Origin of the sequence: Streptomyces sp. NBC_00726, from assembly GCF_045161735.1 — a bacterium.
Classification (GTDB): Bacteria; Actinomycetota; Actinomycetes; order Streptomycetales; family Streptomycetaceae; genus Streptomyces.
Genome location: NZ_CP108983.1, coordinates 993039 through 1017614, shown reverse-complemented (window position 1 = coordinate 1017614; position 24576 = coordinate 993039). Strand labels below are relative to the sequence as shown.

The following is a 24576-nucleotide window of genomic DNA, read 5'->3' as shown; positions in this document are numbered from 1 at the left end:
ACACCCTCATGTCCACCGCCCCCACCTCGAAGCTCCCGCCCTTCGACCCCCGGGACCCGATCGGCGTCGACGACCTGCTGAGCCCCGAGGACCTCGCGATCCGCGACACCGTCCGCGCCTGGGCCGCCGACCGCGTCCTGCCGCACATCGCCGAGTGGTACGAGAACGGCGAGCTGCCCGGCATCCGCGAGCTGGCCCGTGAGCTGGGCGCCCTCGGCGCGCTCGGCATGTCGCTCCAGGGCTACGGCTGCGCCGGTGCGACGGCCGTCCAGTACGGACTGGCCTGCCTGGAGCTGGAGGCGGCCGACTCCGGCATCCGCTCGCTCGTCTCCGTACAGGGCTCACTCGCCATGTACGCGATCCACCGCTACGGCTCCGAGGAGCAGAAGCAGCGGTGGCTGCCGGGGATGGCGGCGGGCGAGATCATCGGCTGCTTCGGCCTCACCGAGCCCGACCACGGCTCGGACCCGGCCGCCATGCGCACGTACGCCAAGCGCGACGGCGAGGACTGGGTGCTCAGCGGCCGCAAGATGTGGATCACCAACGGCTCGGTCGCCGGGGTCGCGGTCGTCTGGGCGCAGACCGACGAGGGGACGGCCGGCACCGGCATCCGGGGCTTCGTCGTCCCGGCCGACGCACCGGGCTTCTCCGCGCCCGAGATCCGGCACAAGTGGTCGCTGCGCGCCTCGGTCACCAGCGAGCTGGTCCTGGACGGGGTGCGGCTGCCCGCCGACGCCGTCCTGCCCGGGGTCACCGGGCTGCGCGGCCCGCTCAGCTGTCTCAGCCACGCTCGCTACGGCATCGTCTGGGGCGCCATGGGCGCGGCCCGCTCCAGCTTCGAGGCGGCCGTCGACTACGCGCGCACCCGGGAGCAGTTCGGCAAGCCGATCGGCGGCTTCCAGCTCACCCAGGCCAAGCTGGCCGACATGGCCGTCGAGCTGCACAAGGGCATCCTGCTCGCCCACCACCTGGGCCGCCGGATGGACGCGGGGCGGCTGCGCCCCGAGCAGGTCAGTTTCGGGAAGCTGAACAACGTGCGGGAGGCCATCGAGATCTGCCGCACCTCGCGCACGATCCTCGGCGCCAACGGGATCTCGCTGGAGTACCCGGTGATGCGGCACGCGACCAATCTGGAGTCGGTGCTCACCTACGAGGGGACCGTGGAGATGCACCAGCTGGTCCTGGGGAAGGCGCTCACCGGCCTGGACGCGTTCCGATGAGCGCCCGGAGGGCGGTCAGCTCTGGTTGAAGAAGCCGTCGGCCGGCCGGCCGGCGGCTTCGCCGTTCATCACCTGGGTGTCGGCGGGGGTCAGCAGGAAGACGCGGGTGGCGACGCGGTCGATCGACCCGCGCAGTCCGAAGATCAGGCCCGCCGCGAAGTCCACCACGCGCTTGGCGTCGGCGGAGTCCATGGACGTGAGATTCATGATCACCGGGACGCCGTCCCGGAAGAGCTCGCCGATGGCGCGGGCGTCCCGGAAGCTGTCCGGGGTCACGGTGGCGATCCGGCGGCCCGTCTCCTCGGCGGTCTCGGAGGCCACCCGCACCCGGGGATCGGTCACCCACGCCTGACCGGTGCCGGTCCGTGCACCCTCGGCGTACTCGTCGTCGTCGTAGTACCGCTCGTCGTTGTCCTCTACGAGGCCCAGCCAGGCACTCGCCTTGCGCACCGATCCCATGGACGCCTCCTCTCACCGCGGTTCCCTGGTGTTCCGCATGTCTTTCGTATCCCTATGGTCGTCCATGATGCGGATCGTGCGCCAAGGGGATAGGCGGCGCGCAGGGCATTCGTGACGGTACTGGTGCAGAGGATGTGGCGATTCGTCAGGATTCGCCCCGGTAAAGGGCTCTGGGAAAAGAAAATATGATGCTCGGGCCGTACGGGTGACATGGGCGACGTACGGGTGAACGGGGCGCTGGGTACGATGCCGTCCGCGCCCGCGCCCGAGTGCGGCGCGCACAGGAACGAGACCCGGGGGACGGCCGTGTTCGGAATAGTCAGGCCCTGTACGCATCGCCTCTCCGAGAGGCTCAAGACCGAGTGGATGGCCCATCTCTGCGGGCTGTGTCTGGCGCTCCGCTCCGACCACGGGCAGTTCGCCCGGGTGGTCACCAACTACGACGGCCTGATCGTCTCGGTCCTGACGGAGGCTCAGGTCGAACGCACTCCCGGACAGCGCCGCACGGCCGGGCCCTGCCCGCTGCGCTCCATGCGCACCGCGCCCGTCGCGCGCGGCGAGGGCGCCCGGCTGGCCGCCGCCGTCTCGCTGGTCCTCGCCTCGGCGAAGGTGCGGGACCACGTCGCCGACCGGGACGGCCTGTTGGCGCGCCGCCCGGTCGCCGCGGCGGCCCGCCGGGTCGCGGCGAGCTGGGACCGGGCCGGGGCGCGCACCGGCGCGCGGGTCGGCTTCGACACCGCGGTCCTGGTCGACGCCGTCGACCGGCAGACCGGCATCGAACTCCTCGCCGGCCCCGGCACCCCGCTGCTGACGGTCACCGAACCCACCGAGACCGCCACCGCCGCGGCCTTCGCGCACACCGCGGTCCTCGCGGGCAGGCCGGAGAACACCGAACCGCTCGCCGAGGCCGGACGCCTCTTCGGGCGCCTCGCGCACCTGCTGGACGCCGTGGAGGACCAGGACGATGACGCCGCGTCGGGTGCCTGGAACCCGCTCACCGCGACCGGCACCTCGCGGGCGGAGGCCCGGCGGCTGTGCGACGACGCGCTGAAGGGCGTACGGCTGGCGCTGGCGGACGCGGAGTTCACCGACGGCCGGCTCGCCCATGTGCTGCTGACCCACGAGCTGCGGCGCTCGGTGGACCGGGCCTTCGCCACGGACGTCTGCTCCCATCGGTCCGGCGGGCTGCCGACCGTATCCGGCGAACCGTCAGGAACGGGGCCCACGGGCTCCTTCGGGCCGCCGCCGGGCAATCCGTACGCGCCCACGGGGCCGGGCGGGCCCTACGGACCCCGGCCGCCCGAGCCGCCGCGCGACCGGCGCGGGCTCGTCATGGGCTGCCTGGTGTGGGCCGGGCTCGCCTGCACCTGCCAGATGTGCTGCGGCACCTTCGAGGACCCCTGGTCGCGTCAGCGGCGTGAGGGCCTGTGCAGCCAGTGCGACTGCGGGGACTGCTGTGACGGCTGCGACGCGTGCAGCAACTGCTGCGACTGTTGCAATTGCTGTGACGGCTGCGACTGCGGGTGCGACTGCTGAGGCGGCGTCACCCGTACGTACACCGGCTCGACGCCGCGGTCGCTTCCCGGGATCGGCGTGCCCGTATGGAAGGGTTGACCGCCATGAGCACGTACGCACAGCAGCAGGCCGCGCGGGACTGGGAGCGCTGGCACGAGGAGCGGACCGGCACGGTCTCGGCGCCGTACGGTCCGCTCTCGCTCACCGGCACCCACTGGCTCGCGGACTACCCGGAGGGGCGAATTCCGGCCGTCCCGGGCCGGTGGCGCGAGGAGGGCGGCGCACCGGTGCTCGACGCCGCCCCGGAGGACGGGCTGACCGTCGACGGGAAGCCCTTCGCCGGGGCGGTCCGGCTCGGCGCGGACCGGGGGCCGATCGAGGCGTCCCGGGTCGCGCACGAGGGACGCAGGCTCGTCGTGCTCCGTCGCGAGGGCCTGTGGGCGGTCCGGGTCTTCGACCCCGGATCGCCCGCGCGGCGCGCGTTCCGGGCGATCGAAGCGACCCCGTACGCGCCGCGCTGGGCGGTGCCGGGCACCTTCCGCCCGTACCCGGCCGCGCGCACCGTCCGGGTCGGGAACGCCGACGGGGTCGAACGCGGGCTCGGGCTCGCCGGGGAGATCGCCTTCGAGCTGGCCGGGGCCGGGCACACGCTCCAGGCCGCCGTCGAGCCGGACGGGTCGCTCTGGGCGGTCTTCGCCGACGCGACCAGCGGGAACAGCAGTTACCGCTTCCGGTTCCTGCGGCCCGCCGCACCGGAAGTCGACGGCGCGGTGACCGTCGACTTCAACCGGGCGCTGCTGCCGCCGTGCGCCTTCGCGGACCACTTCATCTGCCCCTTCCCGCCGCCGGGCAACACCCTTCCGGTGGCCGTGGAGGCGGGGGAGCGGCAGCGGGCCGACGGCTGAGGGGCCGTCGCGAGCTCAGGCCAAAAGGCACCCTTGCGCAAGAAGTTGACGCCTTGAATACTCCCGAACAGCGCTTGTCAGGGGCACGGCATATCCGGAATGCGGACGGACGGCCGGGTGCCTGACTGCGCCTCACGGGCCCGACCACCCCACAGGCGGGCCCCCGACTCCCCTCGGGAGGAATGACAGTGAGGATCAAGCGCACCACCCCCCTCAGCGGTACCGCCAGACGAATCCGGGCCATCGCCATCGCGGCGGGCCTGGTGGCGGCAGGCGCCCTGGCCGCCCCCACCGCCCAGGCGAACTCCACCGGAACGTACAGCGCCGACCGGCTCGCCGCCGCCAGTGACGCCGTCCTCGGCGCCGACATCGCGGGCACCGCGTGGAACGTCGACCAGAAGACCGGCAAGGTCGTGGTCACGGTCGACAGCACGGTCTCCGCGGCGGAGATCCAGCAGATCAAGGACTCCGCGGGCGGCGACGCGGGCGCCCTGCGCATCGAACACACTCCGGGCACGTTCAACAAGCTGCTCTCCGGCGGCGACGCGATCTACGCCCCCGGCTGGCGCTGCTCCCTCGGGTTCAACGTCCACAGCGGCAGCACGTACTACTTCCTGACCGCCGGTCACTGCACCGACGGCTACCCGCCCTGGTACACCAACTCCTCGAACACCACCTACATAGGGCCGACGGTCGGCTCCAGCTTCCCGGGCAACGACTACGGGATCGTGCGCTACGACAACACCTCGCTCGCGCACCCGGGCAAGGTCGGCAACGTCACCATCACCGGCGCGGCCAACGCCACGGTCGGCATGTCGGTGACCCGCCGGGGCTCCACGACCGGCGTCCACAGCGGCACCGTCACCGGGCTCAACGCCACGGTCAACTACGGCAACGGTGATGTCGTCTACGGCATGATCAAGACCAATGTGTGCGCCGAGGGCGGCGACTCGGGCGGTCCGCTCTACTCCGGCAGCAAGGCCATCGGCCTGACCTCCGGCGGCAGCGGCAACTGCAGCTCCGGCGGTACGACGTTCTTCCAGCCGGTCCCCGAGGCGCTGAGCGCGTACGGCGTCAGCCTGAACTGACGCCCGGACCCGTACGGTGAAACGTATGGCCCCCGGTTCGCCGGGGGCCATACGTGCGAGGGCGCCGGTCAGGCCCGGCCGGCGCCCGCCCCGGCCGGGGCCACGCCGAAGATGTCCACCGCGTGGTAATACGTCCAGGCCGTGGCGTCGCACGAGGTCCGCTTGGCGCCGGAGTAGGCGGCGCACACGCGCTTGAGGTCCGCGTAGAGGGCGTTGTCGAGCCGGGCCTTGTTGGCGGAGAAGGTGCCGGCGGCCTTGTAGTTGCGGTACCCGAAGTCGTGGCGGGCGCAGGCCGTCCGGAACGGGAAGCCGAAGGGGTTGTCGGGCGAGGAGCTGCAATAGTCCGTCGACCAGTCGAAGCCGTACGCGGACCAGGCGCCCTTGTTGTTGCGGGCGGAGTTCCACGCGTTGTAGCCGGCGGCGCTCGTCCGCGTCCAGGAGCTGAGCACCTGGGGCTTGTCCGCGGGGGCCGCCGAGGCGGACGCGGCGGGCAGCAGGGCGAGCGGGAGCGACAGCCCGAGGGCGGCGAGCAGGGTGGCGGCGCGACGGCGCATGGGTGGCCTCCGTGGGGAGAGGGATGGTCGGACCGTCCTCGCGGATGTGCGAGGTCGCTCCAGAATGCCGTCATGTACCTGTCATGCCTAGGGTTGTGCGGGCCCGGCGGGGCGCGCCGGTCGTGCGGCCCGGCCGCCCCGTGATTCCGCGGCTCCGGACTTTTTACCGACGCGTAACTTCCCAGTGAACCCTACCCATGCGTAATTTGGCATGAGCACGCAGAACGTCACTTGTGGTCCGGGCCGCAGGGTGCACAGACATCGCAACTCCCTTGAGCCGCAAGGAGACCCCACGATGCTGCCCTGGACCCGTGCGCCGCGTTCCCCACGCGCCCGCCGGACACTCGCCGCCCTGCTCCTCGCCGTCGCCGCGGTCGCCACCCCCACGGCGACCGCCGCGGCCGCCCCCGCCGCCGCCACGGCCGCCACCTCGCGCGGCTGGAACGACTACTCCTGCAAGCCCTCCGCCGCCCACCCCCGGCCCGTCGTCCTGGTGCACGGGACCTTCGGGAACTCCATCGACAACTGGCTCGTCCTCGCCCCCTACCTGGTCAACCGGGGCTACTGCGTCTACTCGCTCGACTACGGCCGGCTGCCCGGTGTGCCGGTCTTCAACGGGCTCGGCCCGATCGACGAGTCGGCAGGCCAGCTCGCCACGTTCGTGGACAAGGTGCTCGCCTCCACCGGCGCCGCCAAGGCGGACATCGTGGGCCACTCGCAGGGCGGCATGATGCCGAACTACTACCTGAAGTTCCTCGGCGGGGCGGCCAAGGTGAACGCCATGATCGGGCTCGCGCCCGACAACCACGGCACCACGCTGCTCGGCCTGACCAAGCTCCTGCCGTACTTCCCCGGCATCGGCGACCTGCTCAACGCCGGTACGCCCGGACTCGCCGACCAGGTGGCCGGATCGCCCTTCATCACCAAGCTCAACTCGCTGCCGGACACCGTGCCCGGCGTGCACTACACCGTCATCGCGACCCGCTACGACGAGGTCGTGACCCCGTACCGGACCCAGTTCCTGGACGGGCCGGACGTGCGCAACGTCCTGCTCCAGGACCTGTGCCCGATCGACCTGTCCGAGCACGTGGCGATCGGGACCATCGACCGGATCGCCTACCACGAGGTGGTAAACGCCCTGGACCCGTCGCACGCCACCCCGACCAACTGCGCCTCGGTCCTCGGCTAGCCCCCGCACGCCCCCGTCCCGGCGAGGTCCCTCCTCGCCGGGACAGAGGCGTTGTCAGTGGCGCCTGGCACGATCGGATCATGACGACCGACTGGGACTCCCTCGCCGACGCCTTCGACCAGGAGGCCGACCACGGGCTGCTCGACCCTGTGGTCCGCACCGCCTGGGCACGGCGAATGGCGGGCTGGCTGCCCGCCGGCTCACCGCCGTGGACAGCGCGCCGCGCATGGTGGAGCGGGCCCGCGCCAAGCTGGCCGGCACGGACGCCGAGGTGCTGGTGGGGGACGCGGTCCGGCCGCCCGTCGGCGACCGGAAGTTCGATGTGGTCCTCGCCCGGCACGTGGTGTGGACGCTGCCCGACCCGGCGGCCGTCCTGCGCCACTGGGCGGGCCTCCTGCGCCCCGGCGGCAGGCTGGTCCTGGTGGAGGGCGTGTGGAACGGGACCGGTCTCTCCGCCGAACGCCTCACCGCGCTGCTCGCCCTGCTCACCGACCGCGTCCATCACGAACGGCTCTCCGGCGACCGCGACCTGTGGGGCAAGGACGTGGACGACGAGCGGTACGCGCTGGTCGCCAGGCCCTCCGGGGATGTCAGCCGAGCCTGCGGACATGGCGTACCTCCGTCGCGCAGATGGCGTAGCCGAACCAGCGGTTGATCGCCAGCATCGGTCCGTTCCCGGCGTCGTTGCCGGTGTAGGCGTCGGTGTACCCGGCGGCGCGGGCCCGGTGCAGCGAGTCGTTCTTCGCGAGCTTGGCCAGGCCGTGGCCCCGGTGCGCCCGCCGGGTGCCCGTCATCGCCGAGCCGTAGCGGCTCACCCCGTCGGTCCGGGCGGCGCTGAAGGCCGCCACCTCGCCGCCGGCCAGCACGACCGAGGTGAGGCGGTGGTCCAGGCCGGGGTCGTGCCAGGTCCCGGCGAGCCAGTCCTCGTAGGAGTCGAGCCGGGCGGGCGTGTCGCTGGGCTCGTCCGCCGTGGCCTCGGCGTCCGCAGCGAAGAGCGGGCGGGGATCGTCCGCGAAGTCGGCCCCGGTCCGCAGCTCGACCCCGGCCGGCGGCTCCTGACGGGGCGGCAGCGAGCCGTTCGCCAGGTCCAGATGGAGGAAGTGGGCCGGCCGGCTCGGCGTGTAGCCGTGCTTCGCGGCGAACGCCCGGTCGCCCGGCGTGTCCAGGACCCAGGTGTGGACCGAGGCCGCCCCGGCCGGCGCCAGATACTCCTCGGCGACGCGCAGCAGCAGCGTGCCCGCGCCCCGGCCGGTCCGCTCCGGATGGGTGTACAGATTGCAGAACCCCTGCCCCGGCTCCGGGCTCTCATGGGCCAGGCCCACCTGCGCCGTCCCGATGATCTCGCCGTCCTCCTCGGCGACCAGCATCCGGTACCGCCGCGCCGCCGGGGCCCCGGCCAGCTCGGCCACGGCCTGCTCCGGTGTGGTGATCATGTACGGGAGGGCGGCGCGCCGCACCCGTACCCATCCCTCGGCGTCGTCGGGCCGGAAGTCGCGTACGAGGACCGTCATGTGCCGGACGCTATCCGCGCCGCCGACCCGACCGCCTCCCATTTTCCGCCGGTGGGGGACAATCGGCCCGTGACCCTGAAGATCGCCGTGGACCCGGACTCCGGCACCGCCCCGTACGAGCAACTGCGCACCCAGATCTCCGAACAGGCCCGCTCCGGCGTGCTGCCGGTCGGTTACCGGCTCCCGACGGTACGCGGCTTCGCCGGGGAGCTGGGCCTCGCCGCCAACACGGTCGCCAAGGCGTACCGGGCGCTGGAGGCGGACGGCGTCATCGAGACCCGTGGCCGCAACGGCACGTTCGTCGCCGCCGCCGGAGACACCGCCGACCGCAACGCCGCCGCCGCGGCCCGCGCGTACGCGGAACAGGCCCGCCGCCTCGGTCTCTCCCGTACCCGCGCCCTGGAACTCGCCGAGGACGCGGTACGGGCCGTCTTCGCGGACTGAGCGCCACGGCGCGGCGGAGGGAAGACCCGCCCTACGCGACCCGCCCGTCCCGCACCCGCACCACCCGGTCGCAGCGCTCCACCACCTGCGCGTCGTGCGTGGCCAGCACCACCGTCGCCCCGTGCCGTTCGCGCACCCCGGTCAGCAGGTCGAGCACGTCCGCGCCGGACCGCGAGTCCAGATTGCCCGTCGGCTCGTCCGCGAGGATCAGGCGCGGGGAGCCGATCAGGGCGCGGGCGAGGGCCACCCGCTGCTGCTGGCCGCCCGACAGCTTCGAGGGCAGCGCGTCCTCCCGGCCCGCCAGCCCCACCGAGGCCAGCAGCTCACGGGCCCTGGCCCGCCGGTCGAAGTTCACCCGGTGCGGCAGCACCGGTGCGATGACGTTGTCCAGCGCGGTCAGCGCGGGCAGCAGATGGAACCGCTGGAACACGAACCCCACCCCGCGCCGGTAGGCCGCGAGCCCCGCCCGGTTCATCGAGGTGACGCGTTCCCCGTCGACGTCGATGGTCCCCGAGTCCGGCCGGTCGAGCGCGCCCAGCAGGTACAGCAGGGTGGACTTGCCGGAACCGGACGGCCCGGTGAGCGCGACGAACTCGCCCCGGGCGACGTCCAGGTCCACCTGGTCGCAGGCCCTGACCGGCGTACCGGAACCGGCCCCGTACGTCTTGCGGAGCGATCGCACCTCGATCATGGCGGCGCTCACACCTCCACCTCCCTGTTCTCCATGGCGTTCACTCCTCCGCGAGGAGCCGGGCGGTGGGGTGCCGCCGCTGGATGAGTACGGGGACGAGTCCCGCCGCCGCGGACAGCGCGGTGCCCGCGGCCACCACCGCACCGGCCGGGAGCGCGAGCGCCGACCAGCCGCCGGGCGACAGCCAGAGGGCCGCGGCCCCGCCGAGCAGCGCGCCCGTCAGCGAGCCCAGCAGCCCGATCAGCGCGCCCTCGAGCAGCACCAGCCGGGTCACCACCCCGTCGCCCCAGCCGACCGCCCGCAGCAGGGCGAATTCGGCGGCCCGCTCCTGGATGCCGAGGTACAGCACATCGCCCACGGCCACCACGGACAGCACCGCCATCGTGACCACCGCCGCCACATCGGTCGAGCGGACCTGGACGGAGACCGTCTCGCCCAGGAGCGATCCGGCGAGCGTCCCCCGGAAGGCGTAGGCCGCCGCCAGGAGCAGCAGGGTCGCGGCCGTCGCCGTCGCCACGGCTGCCGCCCCCAGCAGACTGCGCCCCCTGGCCCGTACCGCGTTGGCCACCGCCAGGCCGGTCACCCCGGCGGACATCCGGGCCCGGCCGCCGGTGACGACGGGCGGGCGGAGCGCGGTGACCGGCTGCACCCGGGACGCGCGCCAGGCCGGAACCGCGCCGCTCGCCGCCGCGACGGCCAGCGCCACCGGGACGGCGACGAGCACATGACCGGCGGAGGCGGCCACCCCGAGCGCCCGCGCGGCGCCCCAGGCCACGGCCGCGCCGAGCGCCCCGGCCACCGCGCCGAGCAGCAGCAGTTCGCCCAGGACGAGGCCGAACAGCTGCCGGCGCCGCCAGCCCACCGCGGTGAGCAGGCCCCATTCCGCCCGGCGCGCCCGCACGGAGGACGCCGCCGCGTTCGCGACGAAGAGCACGCACACCACCATGACAAGGCCGAGCAGGACGAGCGACTTGGTGTCCGAGGCCCGGATGATCCTCGCGGCCACGTTCTTCCTGCTCCACCACTCGGTGAGCGCGAGTGCGGGGCGGCCGTTCTCACCGGCGGGGAGTTCCACGGTGAGCGGGGCGGGCGACGAGCCGAGCGTGATGTCCACCCGCAGCCCCGGTATGCGGCCGATGGTCTCGGCGGCCAGCCGGACGCGTTCCCGGGAGACCGCGTCGGCGCCGGTCACCCCGGACACCCGGACCCGGATCGCGGAGATGGGCGCGGCGGCCTGGCCGGACGTCAGATAGCCGTGGTCGCCGAGCCAGTCGGCGGCCGCCAGCGAGGTGAGGAGCAGGGGCGGCTGCTGGATGTAGGAGGTCGGCGAGGAGGCGGGGAGCAGGGGCCTGCCGCCGAGCAGCTTCCGGGACCGGGCGTCGGCGCCGGTGAGCGCGGGCCGGGCGTAGGTGCCGAGCGGGACCCGGCTCGCGGCGTCGGACTCCGCCAGCCGCCCTGGGTCGAAGACGCCGACGACCTCGGGCAGCGCGGACGGCCGTTCACCCTGCTCGCCCTGCGGCACCAGCGAACGGAACCAGACGTCCTGGCCGTCGAGGGGCAGCGCCGGGGTCTCCCCGTCGGGGCGCGGCACGGTCCGGGGGCGTACGGTGCCGTCCCGGCCGGTGTCGTAGGTGACCGGGCCGGTGGCCTGGAGCGACCCCAGGACGATCTCGCTCCGTTTGCCGACCTCGTGGACCGGCTGCCGGGACGCGGCGTCGAACCGCTTCTTCAGGAGGGGCCGCTTCTCGCCCTCGCGGGTGAGGGTGACGGCGACCTCCAGATCGCCTGCCGCGTCGGCGGACCGCAGCATCGGCAGGGCCGCGCCCGGGGTCTCGTCGTCCCGGCCGGGCACCTGACGGGGCGCGGCGGACGTGAGGTAGTGGCCCTCGGTCACGGCGTCCGCGAGGCCGGAGAGTTCGGCCTCGGCCCCGGGGTCGACGCCCGCGATGACATAGGAGACCGGGAAGGCGAAGACGACGCGGGTCCGGGGTCCGGCGTCCTCCGGCGCGGGCTGTCCGCCCCGGGCGGTGATCCCGGACCAGGACAGGCAGGTGACGGCGTTGCTGAGCAGGGTGGACTGCTCCTCCGCCCGGAGCCCGCCCTTGCACACCTCGCGGCGGGCGCCGGACGGCAGCACCTCGAAGTAGCGGTCGGTACGGTACTGGGCCTTGCCGTCGGCCTCCTGACGGGTCACCGGCTTCCCGGGCCGCGTCTCCAGCGGGTACGGGGTGATGAAGACGGTGTGCGGCCGCTGGGCGAGGGTGGACAGGCCGCGGTCGTAGTGCCAGGTCCGGCCGAGCTCGTACGTGCCCCGGGTGCCGGGCGGCAGCAGCCCGGCGAGGTCGATGTCCACCACGCCCGGCTCCGTGGCGTATCCGAGGACCTCCAGCGGGGCCGCGACCTCGACCCCGGGCACCCGGCGTACGGCGGCGAGCTGCGTCGGGGTGAGGCCGCCGTAGACGTCGGAGAGCGAGTTGGGGCGGATCAGCCCCTGTTCGGTCTCCAGCTTCTGGGCCGCGCCCCGGGGACGTATCAGCAGGTCGTACGTGCCCCGGCCGGCGCCGACGGTGCCGGTGACGGTGAGCCGGGCGGACTCGGTGGTGGCCGACAGGACGACGAACGAGGAGACGGCGACCAGGATGCCGGTCAGCAGGGCCAGCGAGCGCGCCCAGCGACTCAGCAGCTGATGGCGCATCAGACGCAGCACACGTCCTCCTCTGCGTCCGGCAGGCCCGGGGTATTGGCTTAGACCAATGGAGTAGACCATCCGGTTTGATCTGCTGCAACCCCTATGTGTGTGCCTGGAGTTGACGGGGTGACCGGTCGTGAGCGCTCCGGGAAAAGGTTCACCCGTTTGACTTGGCATGAACACTTCCGAAAAGGGTGTCTGCGCTGCTACCACTGAGTAGGCAGAGATCCTGCCGGTCGCTCAAGGGAGATTCCGTGAAACTGTCCAGACTCGTGGCATTCTCGTCCTCGCTCCTGCTCGGCGCCGTCATCGCCCTGACCGGCGCGGCCACCGCGAGCGCCGCACCGTCCGTCGACTACATCGCCCTCGGGGACTCGTACTCCTCGGGCGTCGGCTCCGGGAGCTACATCGGCTCCAGCGGCGACTGCAAGCGCAGCACCCTCGCCTACCCCTCCCTCTGGGCCGCCGCCCACTCGCCCGCCTCCTTCTCCTTCACGGCCTGCTCCGGGGCGCGTACGGGCGATGTGATCGCCAGTCAGCTCGGGCCGCTCAACTCCTCGACCGACCTCGTCTCGATCTCCATCGGCGGCAACGACGCGGGCTTCGCCGACGTCATGACGACCTGTGTCCTCCACTCGGAGTCCACCTGCCTCAACCGCATCGCGACCGCCCGCGCCTACGTGGACAGCACGCTGCCCGGCAAGCTCAACTCGGTGTACGACGCGATCGAGGCCAAGGCGCCCTCCGCCCATGTCGTCGTCCTCGGCTACCCGCGCTTCTACAAGATCGGCGGCAGCTGCATCGTCGGGCTGAGCGACAAGGTGCGCAGCGCCATCAACGGCGCCGCGGACTATCTCAACGCGGCCACCGCCAAGCGCGCCGCCGACCACGGCTTCAGCTTCGGCGACGTCACCAGCACCTTCGCCGGGCACGAGATCTGCTCCGGAAGCGCTTGGCTGCACAGCCTCAACTGGCTGAACATCGGCGAGTCGTACCACCCCTTCGCGGCCGGGCAGTCCGGCGGCTACCTGCCGGTCCTGAACGCGCTCGACTAGTGCGGCGGCGCGCCCCGGGAGGGGTGCGCCCGTCAACTCGCCCCGGAGCCGGGCGGATTCGCCGACACCTCGTCAACCTCCGTATATGTGTGCGCAATCCCGCTCCCGGGATACACGGGTGTCGGTGGCAGGCGATAGGGTTAACCTGCCCGGGCCGAGTGCCCTCGTACGGGTGGGGAGTGACATGGAACAGATAACGGTGCGCAGCAGGGCGCGCGTGCCTGCCATTACATGCGGGAGCAGCGCGACGAGTTCGCGCCTCGACCGCCATCTCGCGGTGCTCGGCGGTCCCGTCGTGCCGCAGCGCGAGGCGGCGGAGGCGACGCTGCTGATGCGCGAGCTCACCTCGCGCGACGCCGGACACGCCCGGCGCAGCAGAAGTGCGCGGGTGTCGCTGTTCGCGCCCCTGCGCCGGCTGCGGCGCTCGCTCTTCGGCAGCCGCCACTGACCCGACCGCGGTCCTGATTCCCGCAGCGCGCTGCTGCCCGCTCTTCCGTCATCCCCGGAGCCGGCAGTGGCGCGTCGCCATGTCCGCGCCCGGTCACGCGCTGTGTCCGGCGGGCCCGCGTGGGTGCCGAAGTAATTCGATGTCGAACTACTTCTACACTGGGCCCATGCCCGAGAAGCGAGCCGCGCGTCTGCACCCCGACGAGCGGAGGGCACAATTGGTAGCTATTGGCGTGGACATGCTCGCGGATTGCTCCCTGGACGAGCTCTCCACCGATGCCGTGGCCCGGCGGGCCGGCATATCGCGCGGTCTGCTCTTCCACTATTTCGACTCCAAGCGCGACTTCTACCGGTCCGTGGTGCGCCGGGAATGCGACGAGTTCGCCGCCGCCACCGCACCGGACGCCTCGCTGGACCCGGTCGCCTGGATGCGCGCGTTCATCGCCGGCTTCGTCGGGTACGTGACCGGACGCCGCAAGATCTACCGCGCCCTCGTCCGGGGCGCCGCCGGCAGCCACCCCGCCGCCGGGGACATCGTGGAGGCCACCCGCGCCACCCTCGCCCGCCGGGTCGCGGAGGGGCATCGCCGGCTCGGCATGGCACCGTCGCCCCGGCTGACCCTGGCCGCCCGGGCCTGGCTCGCCTTCGCCGAGGAGGCCGTCACCAGCTGGCCGCTGGACGAGCCGGACGCCCTGGACGAGCTCCGCGCCTTCCTGGAGACGGGCTTCGTCCGCCTTCTCGGCGCCCTCGACCGCCCGGCCGCCCTGGCCGGGCAGGGCGCCGCTCACAGCAGTGCGAACTGCCCGTCCGGCCCCTCCTCCTGATGGTCCAGGACCGAGGCGGGCCGTCGCGCCGCCTCCCCGACCGGCAGCACCCCCGCCTCCCGTAGCCCGTCCTCGCCGCTGCCCGGGCCCGCCGCCAGCGCCCCGGCCAGCGCCTCCTGGCGGGGGCGCAGCTCGGCGAGGAGGGCGAGGAGCGTGACCAGGTCCAGCAGCTCCGAGGTCCACTCCTGCGGCCAGGCGCGCGGCCGGACCGCTTCGAGCCCCGCCGCGTCCGCCCCCGCCCCCGGCGCCCCGCACGCCGCCGCCCGGCGTTCGAACCACAGATCGAGGACCCGCACCCCGCTCACCCGGAAATCCCAGGCGCCGGCGGGCACCGGCGAGACGCGGCCGGTGCCGAGCGCGAGCACCCGTTCCCCGGCCTCGTACGACAGGGATGCCGGGACCGGCGGGACGGCCGCCCGCACATAGGGGCGCTGCCCGCCCGGCAGCCGGGGGCGCTCCGCGCCGCGCGTCCCGCGCAGCTGGAGCCGCAGCAGCTCGCGGCCCAGCCCGACGCCCTCCGCCCAGCGCCCGGCGTCCGCCGGGAGCGGGACCACGCAGCCGGCCGGTGCGGGGCGGGCCGCCGCCAGAACCCAGGCGAGCACCGATTCGGCGGTGACCTCATCCCCGTACCGGGCGCGCAGTACGGGGAGCAGGCCGGGGGCGAGGTTGGGTTCGAGGCCGCCGGGGCGGCGGTACAGCGGGCGGACGCGGCCGGGGCGGCCGGCGGGGGAGTGGCCGTCGGGCAGCAGCGTCGTCACCGACACGGCGGGCCCCGGATCGTGGGGCACCCGGCCGTGCTCGACCAGGAAGAGCTGGTGGCCGTCGGCAACCCGCCACAGCTCGGGCCTGGCCATGTCGATCAGGCGGTGGTCGGGCAGCAGCCACTGTTCGTCGTACGGCCCGTGCAGCACCCGCACCGGCTCCGGACAGGGGCCCGCCTCGCGGGCGAAGCGGCCGGTGGCGCCGGACCGGCCGGGCAGGGCGGCCACGGCGCTCCGCTGCGTACGGGCGCGGGTCGGGGCGAACAGCCGCTCGCGCTCCTCGCCCGACGCCCGCACCAGGCGGTCCCAGCGGGCCCGCAGGGACGCCGCGTCCGGGGCGGTCACCCAGGCGCGCCCGGTGCGCAGCGGCCGCACCGACCAGGGCATGAGGTCGTCCAGGAGGGGGCCGTGCGGGCCCTCGCCGGACCCGGCCGCTGCCGGTGCTGCCACCGTGTCGTCCTCCCCGCCTGCCGCCTTCCCCGGCATCGTAGGACTCAGTGGGCTTCCACCGTCACCGAGAACGAGAACCGGTCGCCCCGGTAGTGGATCCGGGCCACGTCGACCACCCGGCCGCCCTCGTCGTACGTGATGCCCGTGTAGTACAGGATCGGGCTCAGCAGCGGGACGCCCAGCAGTTCGGCGGTGGCCGGGTCGGCGAGGCGGGCCTCGACCGTGTCGGTGATCCGGGAGATCGGGACGCCGACCCGGTCGCGCAGCACCTTGGTCATCGGCCACCGGTCCAGGTCCGCCGGGTCCAGGTCCGCCGCGACCTCCGGGTGCACCCAGTTCTGCGCCCAGTTGGTCGGCTCGCCGGTCGTCCCGTCGCGCCGCAGCCGGCGGTAGCAGACGACCTCCGCGCAGCCCGGGAAGTGCTCGGCCGCCTCGCCCGGGACCGGGACCGGGCCGTGGCCGAGCAGGGTGGAGCGCTCGCCCGACTGCTGGGCCACGATCGCGTCGATCGAGCCGAGCAGCCGGACCGGGGAGCCCCGGCGGGCATGCGGCTCGATGAACGTGCCGCGCCGCCGGTGCCGGCTGATCAGGCCCTCCGCCTCCAGCTCCTTGAGCGCCTGGCGCATGGTGAGCACGCTGACCCCGTAGTGCGCCGCCAGCTGCTCCTCGGTGGGCAGCCGCAGCGTGGCGTCCGGGGCGCGGCCCAGTATGGACGCCCGCAGCGACTGCGAGACCTGGTACCACAGCGGCAGCTTGCGGTTCAGGACCAGTGAGTCGGGCGCGAAGGCGGTGCCCCGGGGGGCGGGGCTGTTCGCAGCGGGCTGCGGCACCTGGTCCTCCTGCGTGCGTCGTCACCGGCCCGGGGGCCTGCCGTCTCGGATCAGGCCCGCGCGGAGTGCGTCACGGCCTGAAGTTGCGGGTCAGACCCTGCCATACGTCGTCGTAGCCCCGCTGAAGGTGGTCCGCCGTCGCGGCCTGCGCGGTCGCGACGACCGGCCAGCGGGTCTCGAACATGAAGGCGAGGCCGTCGTCGATCTTCTGCGGTTTCAGCTCCGCCGCGCTCGCCCTGTCGAAGGTCTCCCGGTCCGGTCCGTGCGCCGACATCATGTTGTGCAGCGAGCCGCCGCCGGGCACGAAGCCGCCCTTTCCGGCCGTCTTCGCGTCGTACGCGCCCTCGATCAGGCCCATGTACTCGCTCATCACGTTGCGGTGGAAGTACGGCGGGCGGAAGGTGTCCTCGCCGACCAGCCAGCGCGGCGCGAACACCACGAAGTCGACCCCGGCCAGGCCCGGCGTGTCCGAGGGCGAGGTCAGCACCGTGAAGATCGACGGGTCCGGGTGGTCGTAGCTGATCGAGCCGATGACGTTGAACCGGTGCAGGTCGTAGACGTACGGGGTGTGGTTGCCGTGCCAGGCGACCACGTCGAGCGGGGAGTGGTCGTAGGCCGCCGTCCAGAGGTTGCCGCAGTACTTGTTGATCACCTCGACCGGGCGCTCCACGTCCTCGTACGCGGCGACCGGGGCCAGGAAGTCCCGCGCGTTGGCGAGGCCGTTGGCACCGATCGGGCCCAGGTCCGGGAGCGTGAACGGGCGGCCGTAGTTCTCGCAGACGTACCCGCGCGCGGTCTCGTCCAGCAGCTCGACCCGGAAGCGGACGCCGCGCGGGATCAGCGCGACATGGCCGGGTTCGGCACGCAGCAGGCCCAGTTCGGTGCGCAGCAGCAGCCCGCCGTGCTGCGGGACGATCAGCAGCTCGCCGTCGCTGTCGCTGAACACCCGGTCCGTCATCGCCGCGTTGGTGCTGTACAGATGCACGGCCATGCCGGTGCGCTGCGCCGCGTCGCCGTTGCCGCCGAGCGTCCACAGGCCGGCCACGAAGTCCGTCCCGGGCGCGGGCTCGGGGAGCGGGTCCCAGCGCAGCCGGTTCGGGTCGGGCACGGCCTCGGTGAACGGGGCGGTGCGCAGCGCGCCGTTGTCCGTACGGACGAACGGGGGGTGGGCCGCCGAGGGACGGATGCGGTACAGCCAGCTGCGGTGGTTGTGGGCGCGGGGCTCGGTGAAAGCGGACCCGCTCAGCTGCTCCGCGTACAGCCCCAGCGGGGCGCGCTGCGGGGAGTTTCGCCCGTGCGGGAGCGCTCCCGGCACCGCCTCCGAGCTGTGCTCGTTTCCGAAACCGGTGGAGTACGCAAGCCCCTCCGCCGTCTTCCTCGCCTGCTCGATGCCGCCCATGTGCGCTCCCGTCCGAAGGAATCCTATGTACAACCGTAGGAATGGAAGCGTGGCGCGTCAACGGCATTCGCCGTGCAGAAGGGGTTCAAAAAGCTGAACAATGCTCTACTCTCCCGCACATGTCGTGGACACGAAGACTTCTGGCGGTCCCGGCGGTGCTCGCCGCCGCACTGCTCGCGGCCCCCGCCGCCCAGGCGCACGAGGAACGGCCGGTCACCCTGCCCGACGGCACCGGCAGCGTCCCCGTGTACCGCACCGGCGAGCCCGATCTCCTGGTCTGCAAGACCGACCGGGCCGACTTCGAACGCCGGATCGCGGGCTTCCCGGACGCCCTGAAGGCCCGCAATCTGAAGCTCTTCGACCGGTGCGGGAAGTCCGGCTACCGCCACCTCCAGCAGGCGGTCGACGCCGTCGACGGGCCCGGGAAGACCATCGCGATCCTGCCCGGCCTGTACGAGGAGGAGCCCTCGCTCCCCGCGCCGGAGGGGGAGTGCGCCCATCTCAAGGCGCCCGACTCCAAGCTGGGCTACCAGATCCTCAGCTACGAGCAGCAGGCCAAGTGCCCGCACAACCAGAACCTGGTGGCGATCCTCGGCAAGAAGGACCTCCAGATCGAGGGCACCGGCGCGGCCCGCACGGATGTCGTCATCGACGCCAAGTACCGCAAGCTGAACGCGATCCGCTCGGACAAGTCCGACGGGATCTACTTCAAGAACTTCACCGCCCAGCGCACCACCTTCAACTCGCTCTACGTCCTCGCCCAGGACGGCTTCGTCATCGACGACGTGCTGACCCGCTGGAACGACGAATACGGCTTCCTGACCTTCGCCAGCGACCACGGCCTGTACAAGAACTGCGAGTCCTACGGCAACGGCGACTCCGGCATCTACCCCGGCAGCGCCTCCGACATCAACGACGGCTACGGCTACGACGTACCGCGCTACTCGATCGAGATCACCGGCTGCCACAGCCACCACAGCATGGTCGGCTACTCCGGCACCGCGGGCGACTCCGTCTACGTCCACGACAACGAGTTCGACCACAACATGGGCGGCGCCTCGATGGACAGCGCCTTCCCCGGCCACCCCGGACTCCCGCAGAACCACGCCCGCTTCGAACGCAACCTGATCCACGACAACAACGCCGACTACTACCGCTACGTCGCCGACGGCACCTGCGCCAAGCCGCCCGCCGAGCGGGGTTACGAGGACGGCGTCGTCTGCCCGCAGATCTCCATGCCCCCGGGCACCGGCATCATCACCGCAGGCGGCAACTGGAACCGCTACGAGGACAACTGGATCTACGGCCAGAACCGCGCCGCGTTCTTCCTGAGCGCCGTCCCCGCCTTCATCCGCGGCGAGAACGCCCTCGGCAAGCAGACCGACACCTCGCACCACAACCGGTACGCGAACAACCACCTCGGCACCGACAAGAACGGCAGGTCCCGCCCCAACGCCACCGACGTCTGGTGGGACGGCCAGGGCGACGGCAACTGCTGGCAGTCGGACACCGGCGCCTCGACCCCGCGCTCCCTGCCCAGCTGCGGCGAGCGGCGCGGCGACGTCTCCGGCTCCACCGCCCGGCTCCTCGGCGAACCGGTCAAGCTCGCCCAGCTGCTGGTCTGCGCCGACTACGACGTACGCGCCCGGCGGCTGCCGGCCGGCTGCGACTGGTACGGGGCACGCGGCATCGCCCGCATCGAGGTCCAGGCCGCCCTGGGCATCGCCGTGGTCCTCGTGCTCGTCGGCGGGGTGCTCTGGTGGCGGCGGCTCCGGACCAGCCGGCTCGCCACGGTCGCGTCCGCCCTCGGCGTCATCGGCCTCGGCCTCGACGTGGCCGGCTCCACCATGGGCCTCGCCGCCAGCTACGTCCCCGCCCTCGCACTGCTGCTCACCGGGCTCTGGTGGACCGGCATCGGCCTGGCGCTGCGCCCGGCGCGCCCGGTGTTCGGCTGGGTGACCGTGGTCCTGGGCGCGCTGACGCTGCTCGACGCGCTGGACAAGGGCGTGTTCATGATCCCGTGGATTCCGCTCAGCCCGGCCTGGATACGGGGGCTGCTCGGCCTGGTCTGGGTCGTCTGGGCCGTCGTGGCGGCGGCCCGGCACGGGGGCGGGGAGGGCGCCGAGGCGCCGGACACCTCTCCGGAACCCGTGCTCGCGCCCGCCGCGAAGCCCGACGCCACCGCTTCGGAAGGCGACCCCTCATGACCCGCGCCCGCCCCAACCGCGCCCGCCCCGCCCTCGCCCTGCTCACCGCCGCCGTCCTCGTCCTCGGCGCGGGCGCCTGCGGGGGCAGGGCCACCACCCACCACAAGCCCGGCACCAGCCACGCCGAGGACACCGGCAGCAACGGCCGCCTCCTGAAGGCCGACGACGGCGACGGCCACCGGCTCCGCCAGGTCGACGCCGACGGCGCCCCCGAGGTGGACCTCGCCGTCCGGCCCGACTCGGAGGACGGCTGGAATGCGCACCTCACCGTGCGCAACTTCCGCTTCACCCCGGACAGCGTGGGCGGCGGCGCGCTCGCCGGACGCGGTCACGCCCGCCTCTTCCTGGACGGCCACCCGCTCGCCCGGGTCTACGGCGCCTGGTTCCACCTGCCCGAATCGCTGCTCCGCGCGGCCGGCGGCGGCACCCACCTCACCGCGGGGCTCTACGCGGACGACCACACCGCCTGGGCCGTCGGCTCCGCCCCGGTCCGGGCCGCCGCCACGCTCGGCGACGCCTCCGCGAGCCCCGCCGCCCCGCCCGACGACGACACCACCACCGTCGACATCGCCATCAAGGACGGCAAGGTGAGCCCCGCGCCCGGCCGCACCGAGATCAAGAAGGGCCGCACCGTGCGCCTGCGGGTCCACAGCGACCGCGACGACGTCCTCCACGTACACGGCTACGACAAGGAGGCGAAGCTCCCCGCAGGCCGGACCGTCACGGTCACCTTCACCGCCGGCCGGACCGGGCTCTTCGAGGTCGAGACCCATGGGTCGGACCTGCTGCTGACCCAGCTCGTCGTCCGGTGACGGGCGCCCCCGCCCCCGGTGCCGTGCGCGTCCTCGCCCACGGCATCGGGGCCCAGCACGACCTGCCCCTCTCGCCGTTCTACGCGTTCGCCGGGGCCTTCGCCGCGCTCTTCGTCTCGTTCCTCGCGCTCGGCCTGCTCTGGTCGGACTCGCGGTTCAAGGGCGACACGGCGGGCCGCCCGCTCCCGGCCGCCGTCCAGCGCCTGGCCGACGCCCGGGCCACCCGGCTCACCGCCCGCGCGCTCGGCCTCGCCGCCGCCCTGGCCGTCGTGCTGTGGCTGCTCCTCGGCCCCGCCGACCCGGACCGCAATCCGGCACCCGGCGCGGTCTACGTCCTCCTGTGGGTCGGGCTCGTCCCCGCCTCGCTGCTCCTCGGCCCCGTCTGGCGCCCGCTCAACCCTTTGCGCACCCTGCACCTCCTCGCCCGCCGCGTGCTCCGCCGCGACCCGGACGCAGGCCGACCCCTCCCCGTAAGCCTCGGCATGTGGCCCGCCGCCACCGGGCTCCTCGCCTTCACCTGGCTGGAACTCGTCGCCCCCGACCCCGCCTCGTCCACCGCCCTGCTGGTGTTCCTCGGCGTCTACGCGGCCGTCCACCTCACCGGTGCGGTGGTGTACGGCGCCCCCTGGTTCGACCACGCCGACGCCTTCGAGGTCTACTCCGGCCTCCTCGGCAGACTCTCCCCGTTCGGCCGCCGCCCCGCCGACGGCCGCCTCGTCGTGCGCTCCCCGTTCAACGGGCTCGACGCCACGCCCCGGCTCCCCGGACTCGTCGCCACCGTCTGCGTGATGCTCGGCTCGACCGCGTACGACGGCTTCTCCGACGCGCCGCGCTGGATCACCACCGTGCAGACCTCGGAGCTGGGCCGTACCACCACCGCCACCCTGGGGCTGCTCGGCGCCGTCGCCCTCGTCGCCCTCCTGTACGGGCTCTGCGCCGGCGCCACCCGGCTCGTCTGCGGCACGCCGCCCCGCCCGCTCACCGCGTTCGCCCACTCACTGGTGCCGATCGCGCTGGGCTACCTGGTCGCCCACTACTTCACGCTGTTCGCCACCGAGGGCCCGCACACCGTGCGCCTCGCGTTCGGCGCCGACCGGGCCCCCGTGCCCGAACCGCCCCTGGGGCCGGGCGGCGTCGCGACCCTCCAGGTCGTCGCGATCGTCACCGGCCACGTCCTCGGGGTCATCGCCGCCCACGACCGGTCCGTACGGCTCATGCCGCCCCGGCGCGCCGTCATCGGCCAACTCCCGCTGCTCGTCCTGATGATCGCGTACACCGTGGGCGGGCTCGCCCTGCTCATCGCCTGACCGCCGCCATCCACCCGGGAGACCCACGGCATGATGGAAGGCGTGCCCGACACGAACAACCTCCGCCGCGCCCCGGTGCAGCAGCGCAGCGCCGAACGCCTCGCCCGCATCCTCGACGCCTGCGCCGGACTCCTGGACGAGATCGGCTACGAGCAGCTGTCCACCCGGGCCGTGGCCCAGCGGGCCGGGGTGCCCATCGGCTCCGTCTACCGCTTCTTCTCCAACAAGCGGGCCCTGGCCGACGCGCTGGCCCGCCGCAACCTGGACAGCTACGCCGAGCGCATCACCGCCCGGCTCACCGCCATCGAAACCGCCGACTGGCGCGGCGCGATCGACGCCGTGCTCGACGAGTACCTGGCGATGAAGCGCACCGTCCCCGGCTTCGCCCTGGTCGACTTCGGCGCCCCCGCACCCGACGAGGACCCGGCCGACGACGCCAACCAGCGCGTCGCGTCCCGGCTCACCGGACTCCTCGCCGAACACCTCGGCCGGGAGGCCGACGCGGACCTGCTGCGCGCCATCCTGGTCTGTGTGGAGGCGGCCGACGCCCTGCTGAAACTCGCCTTCCGCGGCGACCCGTCCGGCGACGACGCACTCGTCACCGAGACCCGCGAACTCATCCACGCCTACCTCGCCCGCAGGCTCGACTGAGCTGCCCCCGGAGGCTCGACGGTCCTTCCCCGGCTGTGAATGCGCCCGGGGCGTACCCAACTTTGCGCGAGTCATTCCCTCACCGGGCGCGGTGGGCTAATTTCGGGCCACTGCTGCCGCTCCCCACCGCTCCATCACGAACCCTCCCGGGCGGAACCACATGACTCGCGCCATCACCCTGCACAACGTCAGCAAGGCATACGGACGGTCCCCGCGCGCCGTCGACCGTCTCTCGCTCTCCATCGACCCGGGCGAGTTCGTCGTCCTGCTGGGCCCCTCCGGCTGCGGCAAGTCGACCGTGCTCCGCATGATCGCCGGCCTGGAGGACACCACCGAGGGCGAGATCCTCCTCGACGGCGAACCGGCCAACCACCTCACCCCGCGCGAACGCGGAATGGCCATGGTCTTCCAGAACTTCGCGCTGTACCCGACCATGACCAACCGGGCCAACATCGGCTTCCCGCTGAAGCTGGAGAACCCGCGCGCCGACCACAACGAGCGCATCGAGAACACCGCCAGGATGCTCGGGATCGAGCGCGTCCTGGACCGGCTGCCCGGCCAGCTCTCCGGCGGCGAGCGCCAGCGGGTCGCCATGGGACGGGCCATCTCGCGCCAGCCCTCCGCCTTCCTCATGGACGAGCCGCTGTCCAATCTCGACGCCAAGCTCCGCAACCACCTCCGCGCCGAGATCGCCCAGCTCACCAAGGAACTCGGCGTCACCACCGTCTACGTGACCCACGACCAGGCCGAGGCCATGTCCCTGGGCCACCGGGTCGCCGTCATGCGCGGCGGCGTCCTCCAGCAGGTCAGCCCGCCGCGCGAGGTGTACGCTCTGCCGGAGAACGTCTTCGTCGCCGCCTTCATCGGCACGCCCCGGATCAACCTCCTCCAGGCCGTGGTCCACGCGCCCCTGGAGGGCCGGATGTCCATCGACCTGGGCCGCCAGCGCCTCCCGCTGCCCGAACCGCTCAGCCCCGACCACCAGCTCCTGCGCATCCAGCAGGGCCGCCCGATCATCGTCGGCCTGCGCTCGGAGGCGGTCCGGATCGCCCCGCCCAGCCAGGCCCGCCCCGGCGAGGTCGCGCTCAGCGGCATCGTGGAGCACGTCGAATACCAGGGCCACGAGGCGCTGGTCCACCTCAACACCGGCTCCCGGCCCGCCGTGGTCCCCGAGCTGGAATCGGCCCGCACCGACCGGGGACCCGCGCGCCGGCGGCGCGGCGGCCAGGGCGGTACGGGGATGCTGGAGCGGATCAGGGAGCGCGCCACCTCCTACGTCGGCGGGTCGGTCGCCGTCCTGGACGCGCCGGAGGCCGACGACCTGCCGCCGGGCATGCACAGCCCGGACCGCCCCGCCGTCACCGCCAGCGACCTCGTGGTGCGGACCGGGCCCGACATGATGCTGCGCACCGGCGGCCAGGTGCCCCTGCTGGTCGACCTCGCGCACCTGTACGTCTTCGACCACCAGGGCCGCCGCATCTGCCCGCTGCCGAAGGACGTGCCGGGCCTGGACATGTAGACGGGGAGGCCCGGCCGTGACGGGGGTCTCTGGCGCCTGAAAACTAACA

At 73.2% G+C, this 24576-nt stretch carries 22 protein-coding genes and 1 pseudogene; 15 read left to right on the top strand and 8 right to left on the bottom strand.

Going from position 1 to position 24576, the window contains the following annotated elements; all coding sequences use genetic code 11:
* Positions 1-8: 8 nt before the first annotated feature.
* Positions 9-1220 carry an acyl-CoA dehydrogenase family protein gene (locus tag OG338_RS04495; RefSeq protein WP_405936074.1) on the top strand — a complete coding sequence of 404 codons (1212 nt, stop codon included), beginning with the start codon at positions 9-11 and terminating at the stop codon, positions 1218-1220.
* A gap of 15 nt (positions 1221-1235) precedes the next feature.
* Here the strand turns inward: OG338_RS04495 and OG338_RS04490 are convergent, their stop codons facing one another.
* Positions 1236-1679, bottom strand: coding sequence for a cell division protein SepF (locus OG338_RS04490; RefSeq protein ID WP_018103626.1), 444 nt, complete (start codon positions 1677-1679; stop codon positions 1236-1238).
* 366 nt (positions 1680-2045) lie between these two features.
* Here OG338_RS04490 and OG338_RS04485 point away from each other — a divergent pair, with 366 nt between their 5' ends.
* The 3 genes from OG338_RS04485 (at position 2046) to OG338_RS04475 (ending at position 5187) form a co-directional block, all read left to right on the top strand.
* Complete coding sequence (locus OG338_RS04485) at positions 2046-3215, top strand: DUF5685 family protein (protein ID WP_405936073.1); 1170 nt, start codon at positions 2046-2048, stop codon at positions 3213-3215.
* Between the two features lie 83 nt (positions 3216-3298).
* Positions 3299-4099 (top strand): DUF1684 domain-containing protein, encoded by an 801-nt coding sequence (locus OG338_RS04480; RefSeq protein ID WP_405936072.1) that lies wholly within the window; start codon positions 3299-3301, stop codon positions 4097-4099.
* 188 nt (positions 4100-4287) lie between these two features.
* Positions 4288-5187 carry a S1 family peptidase gene (locus OG338_RS04475; RefSeq protein WP_405940315.1) on the top strand — a complete coding sequence of 300 codons (900 nt, stop codon included), beginning with the start codon at positions 4288-4290 and terminating at the stop codon, positions 5185-5187.
* 68 nt (positions 5188-5255) lie between these two features.
* Here OG338_RS04475 and OG338_RS04470 read toward each other — a convergent pair whose 3' ends face one another.
* Positions 5256-5741, bottom strand: a complete 486-nt coding sequence (locus OG338_RS04470) for a phospholipase (protein ID WP_405936071.1) — start codon at positions 5739-5741, stop codon at positions 5256-5258.
* A gap of 295 nt (positions 5742-6036) precedes the next feature.
* Between OG338_RS04470 and OG338_RS04465 the strand changes: the two genes are divergently transcribed.
* Positions 6037-6930, top strand: a complete 894-nt coding sequence (locus OG338_RS04465) for an esterase/lipase family protein (RefSeq protein ID WP_405936070.1) — start codon at positions 6037-6039, stop codon at positions 6928-6930.
* A gap of 64 nt (positions 6931-6994) precedes the next feature.
* Positions 6995-7515, top strand: a pseudogene (locus OG338_RS04460) (class I SAM-dependent methyltransferase); the annotation flags it as partial.
* A 5-nt stretch (positions 7516-7520) separates the two neighbouring features.
* Here OG338_RS04460 and OG338_RS04455 read toward each other — a convergent pair.
* On the bottom strand, positions 7521-8441 hold the full coding sequence (locus tag OG338_RS04455; RefSeq protein WP_405936069.1) for a GNAT family N-acetyltransferase: 921 nt from the start codon (positions 8439-8441) through the stop codon (positions 7521-7523).
* A 69-nt stretch (positions 8442-8510) separates the two neighbouring features.
* Here OG338_RS04455 and OG338_RS04450 point away from each other — a divergent pair, with 69 nt between their 5' ends.
* Entirely contained in the window at positions 8511-8885 is a 375-nt protein-coding gene (locus OG338_RS04450) for a GntR family transcriptional regulator (protein ID WP_405936068.1), read from the top strand.
* Between the two features lie 31 nt (positions 8886-8916).
* Here the strand turns inward: OG338_RS04450 and OG338_RS04445 are convergent, their stop codons facing one another.
* Complete coding sequence (locus tag OG338_RS04445; protein ID WP_405936067.1) at positions 8917-9588, bottom strand: ABC transporter ATP-binding protein; 672 nt, start codon at positions 9586-9588, stop codon at positions 8917-8919.
* Between the two features lie 28 nt (positions 9589-9616).
* Positions 9617-12283 (bottom strand): FtsX-like permease family protein, encoded by a 2667-nt coding sequence (locus OG338_RS04440; RefSeq protein WP_405936066.1) that lies wholly within the window; start codon positions 12281-12283, stop codon positions 9617-9619.
* 236 nt (positions 12284-12519) lie between these two features.
* Here OG338_RS04440 and OG338_RS04435 point away from each other — a divergent pair, with 236 nt between their 5' ends.
* The 3 genes from OG338_RS04435 to OG338_RS04425 all read left to right on the top strand — a co-directional run bounded on the left by OG338_RS04435 (position 12520) and on the right by OG338_RS04425 (position 14591).
* The gene (locus OG338_RS04435; RefSeq protein ID WP_405936065.1) at positions 12520-13320 is read left to right on the top strand and encodes an SGNH/GDSL hydrolase family protein; all 801 of its coding nucleotides are present in this window, start codon (positions 12520-12522) and stop codon (positions 13318-13320) included.
* A 184-nt stretch (positions 13321-13504) separates the two neighbouring features.
* Positions 13505-13768, top strand: a complete 264-nt coding sequence (locus OG338_RS04430; protein WP_073968062.1) for a hypothetical protein — start codon at positions 13505-13507, stop codon at positions 13766-13768.
* A gap of 166 nt (positions 13769-13934) precedes the next feature.
* The gene (locus OG338_RS04425) at positions 13935-14591 is read left to right on the top strand and encodes a TetR/AcrR family transcriptional regulator (protein WP_405936064.1); all 657 of its coding nucleotides are present in this window, start codon (positions 13935-13937) and stop codon (positions 14589-14591) included.
* Here the strand turns inward: OG338_RS04425 and OG338_RS04420 are convergent.
* From OG338_RS04420 to hmgA, 3 genes are all read right to left on the bottom strand, one after another.
* The gene (locus OG338_RS04420; protein ID WP_405936063.1) at positions 14552-15838 is read right to left on the bottom strand and encodes a type ISP restriction/modification enzyme; all 1287 of its coding nucleotides are present in this window, start codon (positions 15836-15838) and stop codon (positions 14552-14554) included. The two genes, OG338_RS04425 and OG338_RS04420, sit on opposite strands and share 40 nt — an antisense overlap.
* Before the next feature lie 8 nt (positions 15839-15846).
* On the bottom strand, positions 15847-16632 hold the full coding sequence (locus OG338_RS04415; protein ID WP_405936062.1) for a GntR family transcriptional regulator: 786 nt from the start codon (positions 16630-16632) through the stop codon (positions 15847-15849).
* A 70-nt stretch (positions 16633-16702) separates the two neighbouring features.
* Positions 16703-18031, bottom strand: a complete 1329-nt coding sequence (gene hmgA / locus OG338_RS04410) for a homogentisate 1,2-dioxygenase (protein ID WP_405936061.1) — start codon at positions 18029-18031, stop codon at positions 16703-16705.
* 119 nt (positions 18032-18150) lie between these two features.
* Between hmgA and OG338_RS04405 the strand changes: the two genes are divergently transcribed.
* From OG338_RS04405 to OG338_RS04385, 5 genes are all read left to right on the top strand, one after another.
* Positions 18151-20238: a hypothetical protein gene (locus tag OG338_RS04405; RefSeq protein WP_405936060.1), complete on the top strand. Its 2088-nt coding sequence runs from the start codon at positions 18151-18153 to the stop codon at positions 20236-20238.
* Positions 20235-21050 carry a hypothetical protein gene (locus OG338_RS04400; protein WP_405936059.1) on the top strand — a complete coding sequence of 272 codons (816 nt, stop codon included), beginning with the start codon at positions 20235-20237 and terminating at the stop codon, positions 21048-21050. The genes OG338_RS04405 and OG338_RS04400 overlap by 4 nt, the downstream gene beginning before the upstream one ends.
* A complete protein-coding gene (locus tag OG338_RS04395; protein WP_405936058.1) occupies positions 21047-22357 on the top strand; it encodes a hypothetical protein in 1311 nt (436 codons plus the stop codon). The genes OG338_RS04400 and OG338_RS04395 overlap by 4 nt, the downstream gene beginning before the upstream one ends.
* Before the next feature lie 33 nt (positions 22358-22390).
* Positions 22391-23008, top strand: a complete 618-nt coding sequence (locus tag OG338_RS04390) for a TetR family transcriptional regulator (protein ID WP_405940314.1) — start codon at positions 22391-22393, stop codon at positions 23006-23008.
* A gap of 160 nt (positions 23009-23168) precedes the next feature.
* Positions 23169-24527, top strand: a complete 1359-nt coding sequence (locus tag OG338_RS04385; RefSeq protein ID WP_405936057.1) for an ABC transporter ATP-binding protein — start codon at positions 23169-23171, stop codon at positions 24525-24527.
* The last annotated feature ends 49 nt before the right edge of the window (positions 24528-24576 follow it).

Coding starts and splice junctions, on each gene's coding strand:
- OG338_RS04495 (WP_405936074.1), top strand. CDS start 9: ATGTCCACCGCCCCCACCTCGAAGCTCCCGCCCTTCGACCCCCGGGAC.
- OG338_RS04490 (WP_018103626.1), bottom strand. CDS start 1,679: ATGGGATCGGTGCGCAAGGCGAGTGCCTGGCTGGGCCTCGTAGAGGAC.
- OG338_RS04485 (WP_405936073.1), top strand. CDS start 2,046: ATGGCCCATCTCTGCGGGCTGTGTCTGGCGCTCCGCTCCGACCACGGG.
- OG338_RS04480 (WP_405936072.1), top strand. CDS start 3,299: ATGAGCACGTACGCACAGCAGCAGGCCGCGCGGGACTGGGAGCGCTGG.
- OG338_RS04470 (WP_405936071.1), bottom strand. CDS start 5,741: ATGCGCCGTCGCGCCGCCACCCTGCTCGCCGCCCTCGGGCTGTCGCTC.
- OG338_RS04465 (WP_405936070.1), top strand. CDS start 6,037: ATGCTGCCCTGGACCCGTGCGCCGCGTTCCCCACGCGCCCGCCGGACA.
- OG338_RS04455 (WP_405936069.1), bottom strand. CDS start 8,441: ATGACGGTCCTCGTACGCGACTTCCGGCCCGACGACGCCGAGGGATGG.
- OG338_RS04430 (WP_073968062.1), top strand. CDS start 13,505: ATGGAACAGATAACGGTGCGCAGCAGGGCGCGCGTGCCTGCCATTACA.
- OG338_RS04425 (WP_405936064.1), top strand. CDS start 13,935: ATGCCCGAGAAGCGAGCCGCGCGTCTGCACCCCGACGAGCGGAGGGCA.
- OG338_RS04420 (WP_405936063.1), bottom strand. CDS start 15,838: ATGCCGGGGAAGGCGGCAGGCGGGGAGGACGACACGGTGGCAGCACCG.
- hmgA (WP_405936061.1), bottom strand. CDS start 18,031: ATGGGCGGCATCGAGCAGGCGAGGAAGACGGCGGAGGGGCTTGCGTAC.
- OG338_RS04405 (WP_405936060.1), top strand. CDS start 18,151: ATGTCGTGGACACGAAGACTTCTGGCGGTCCCGGCGGTGCTCGCCGCC.
- OG338_RS04400 (WP_405936059.1), top strand. CDS start 20,235: ATGACCCGCGCCCGCCCCAACCGCGCCCGCCCCGCCCTCGCCCTGCTC.
- OG338_RS04390 (WP_405940314.1), top strand. CDS start 22,391: ATGGAAGGCGTGCCCGACACGAACAACCTCCGCCGCGCCCCGGTGCAG.
- OG338_RS04385 (WP_405936057.1), top strand. CDS start 23,169: ATGACTCGCGCCATCACCCTGCACAACGTCAGCAAGGCATACGGACGG.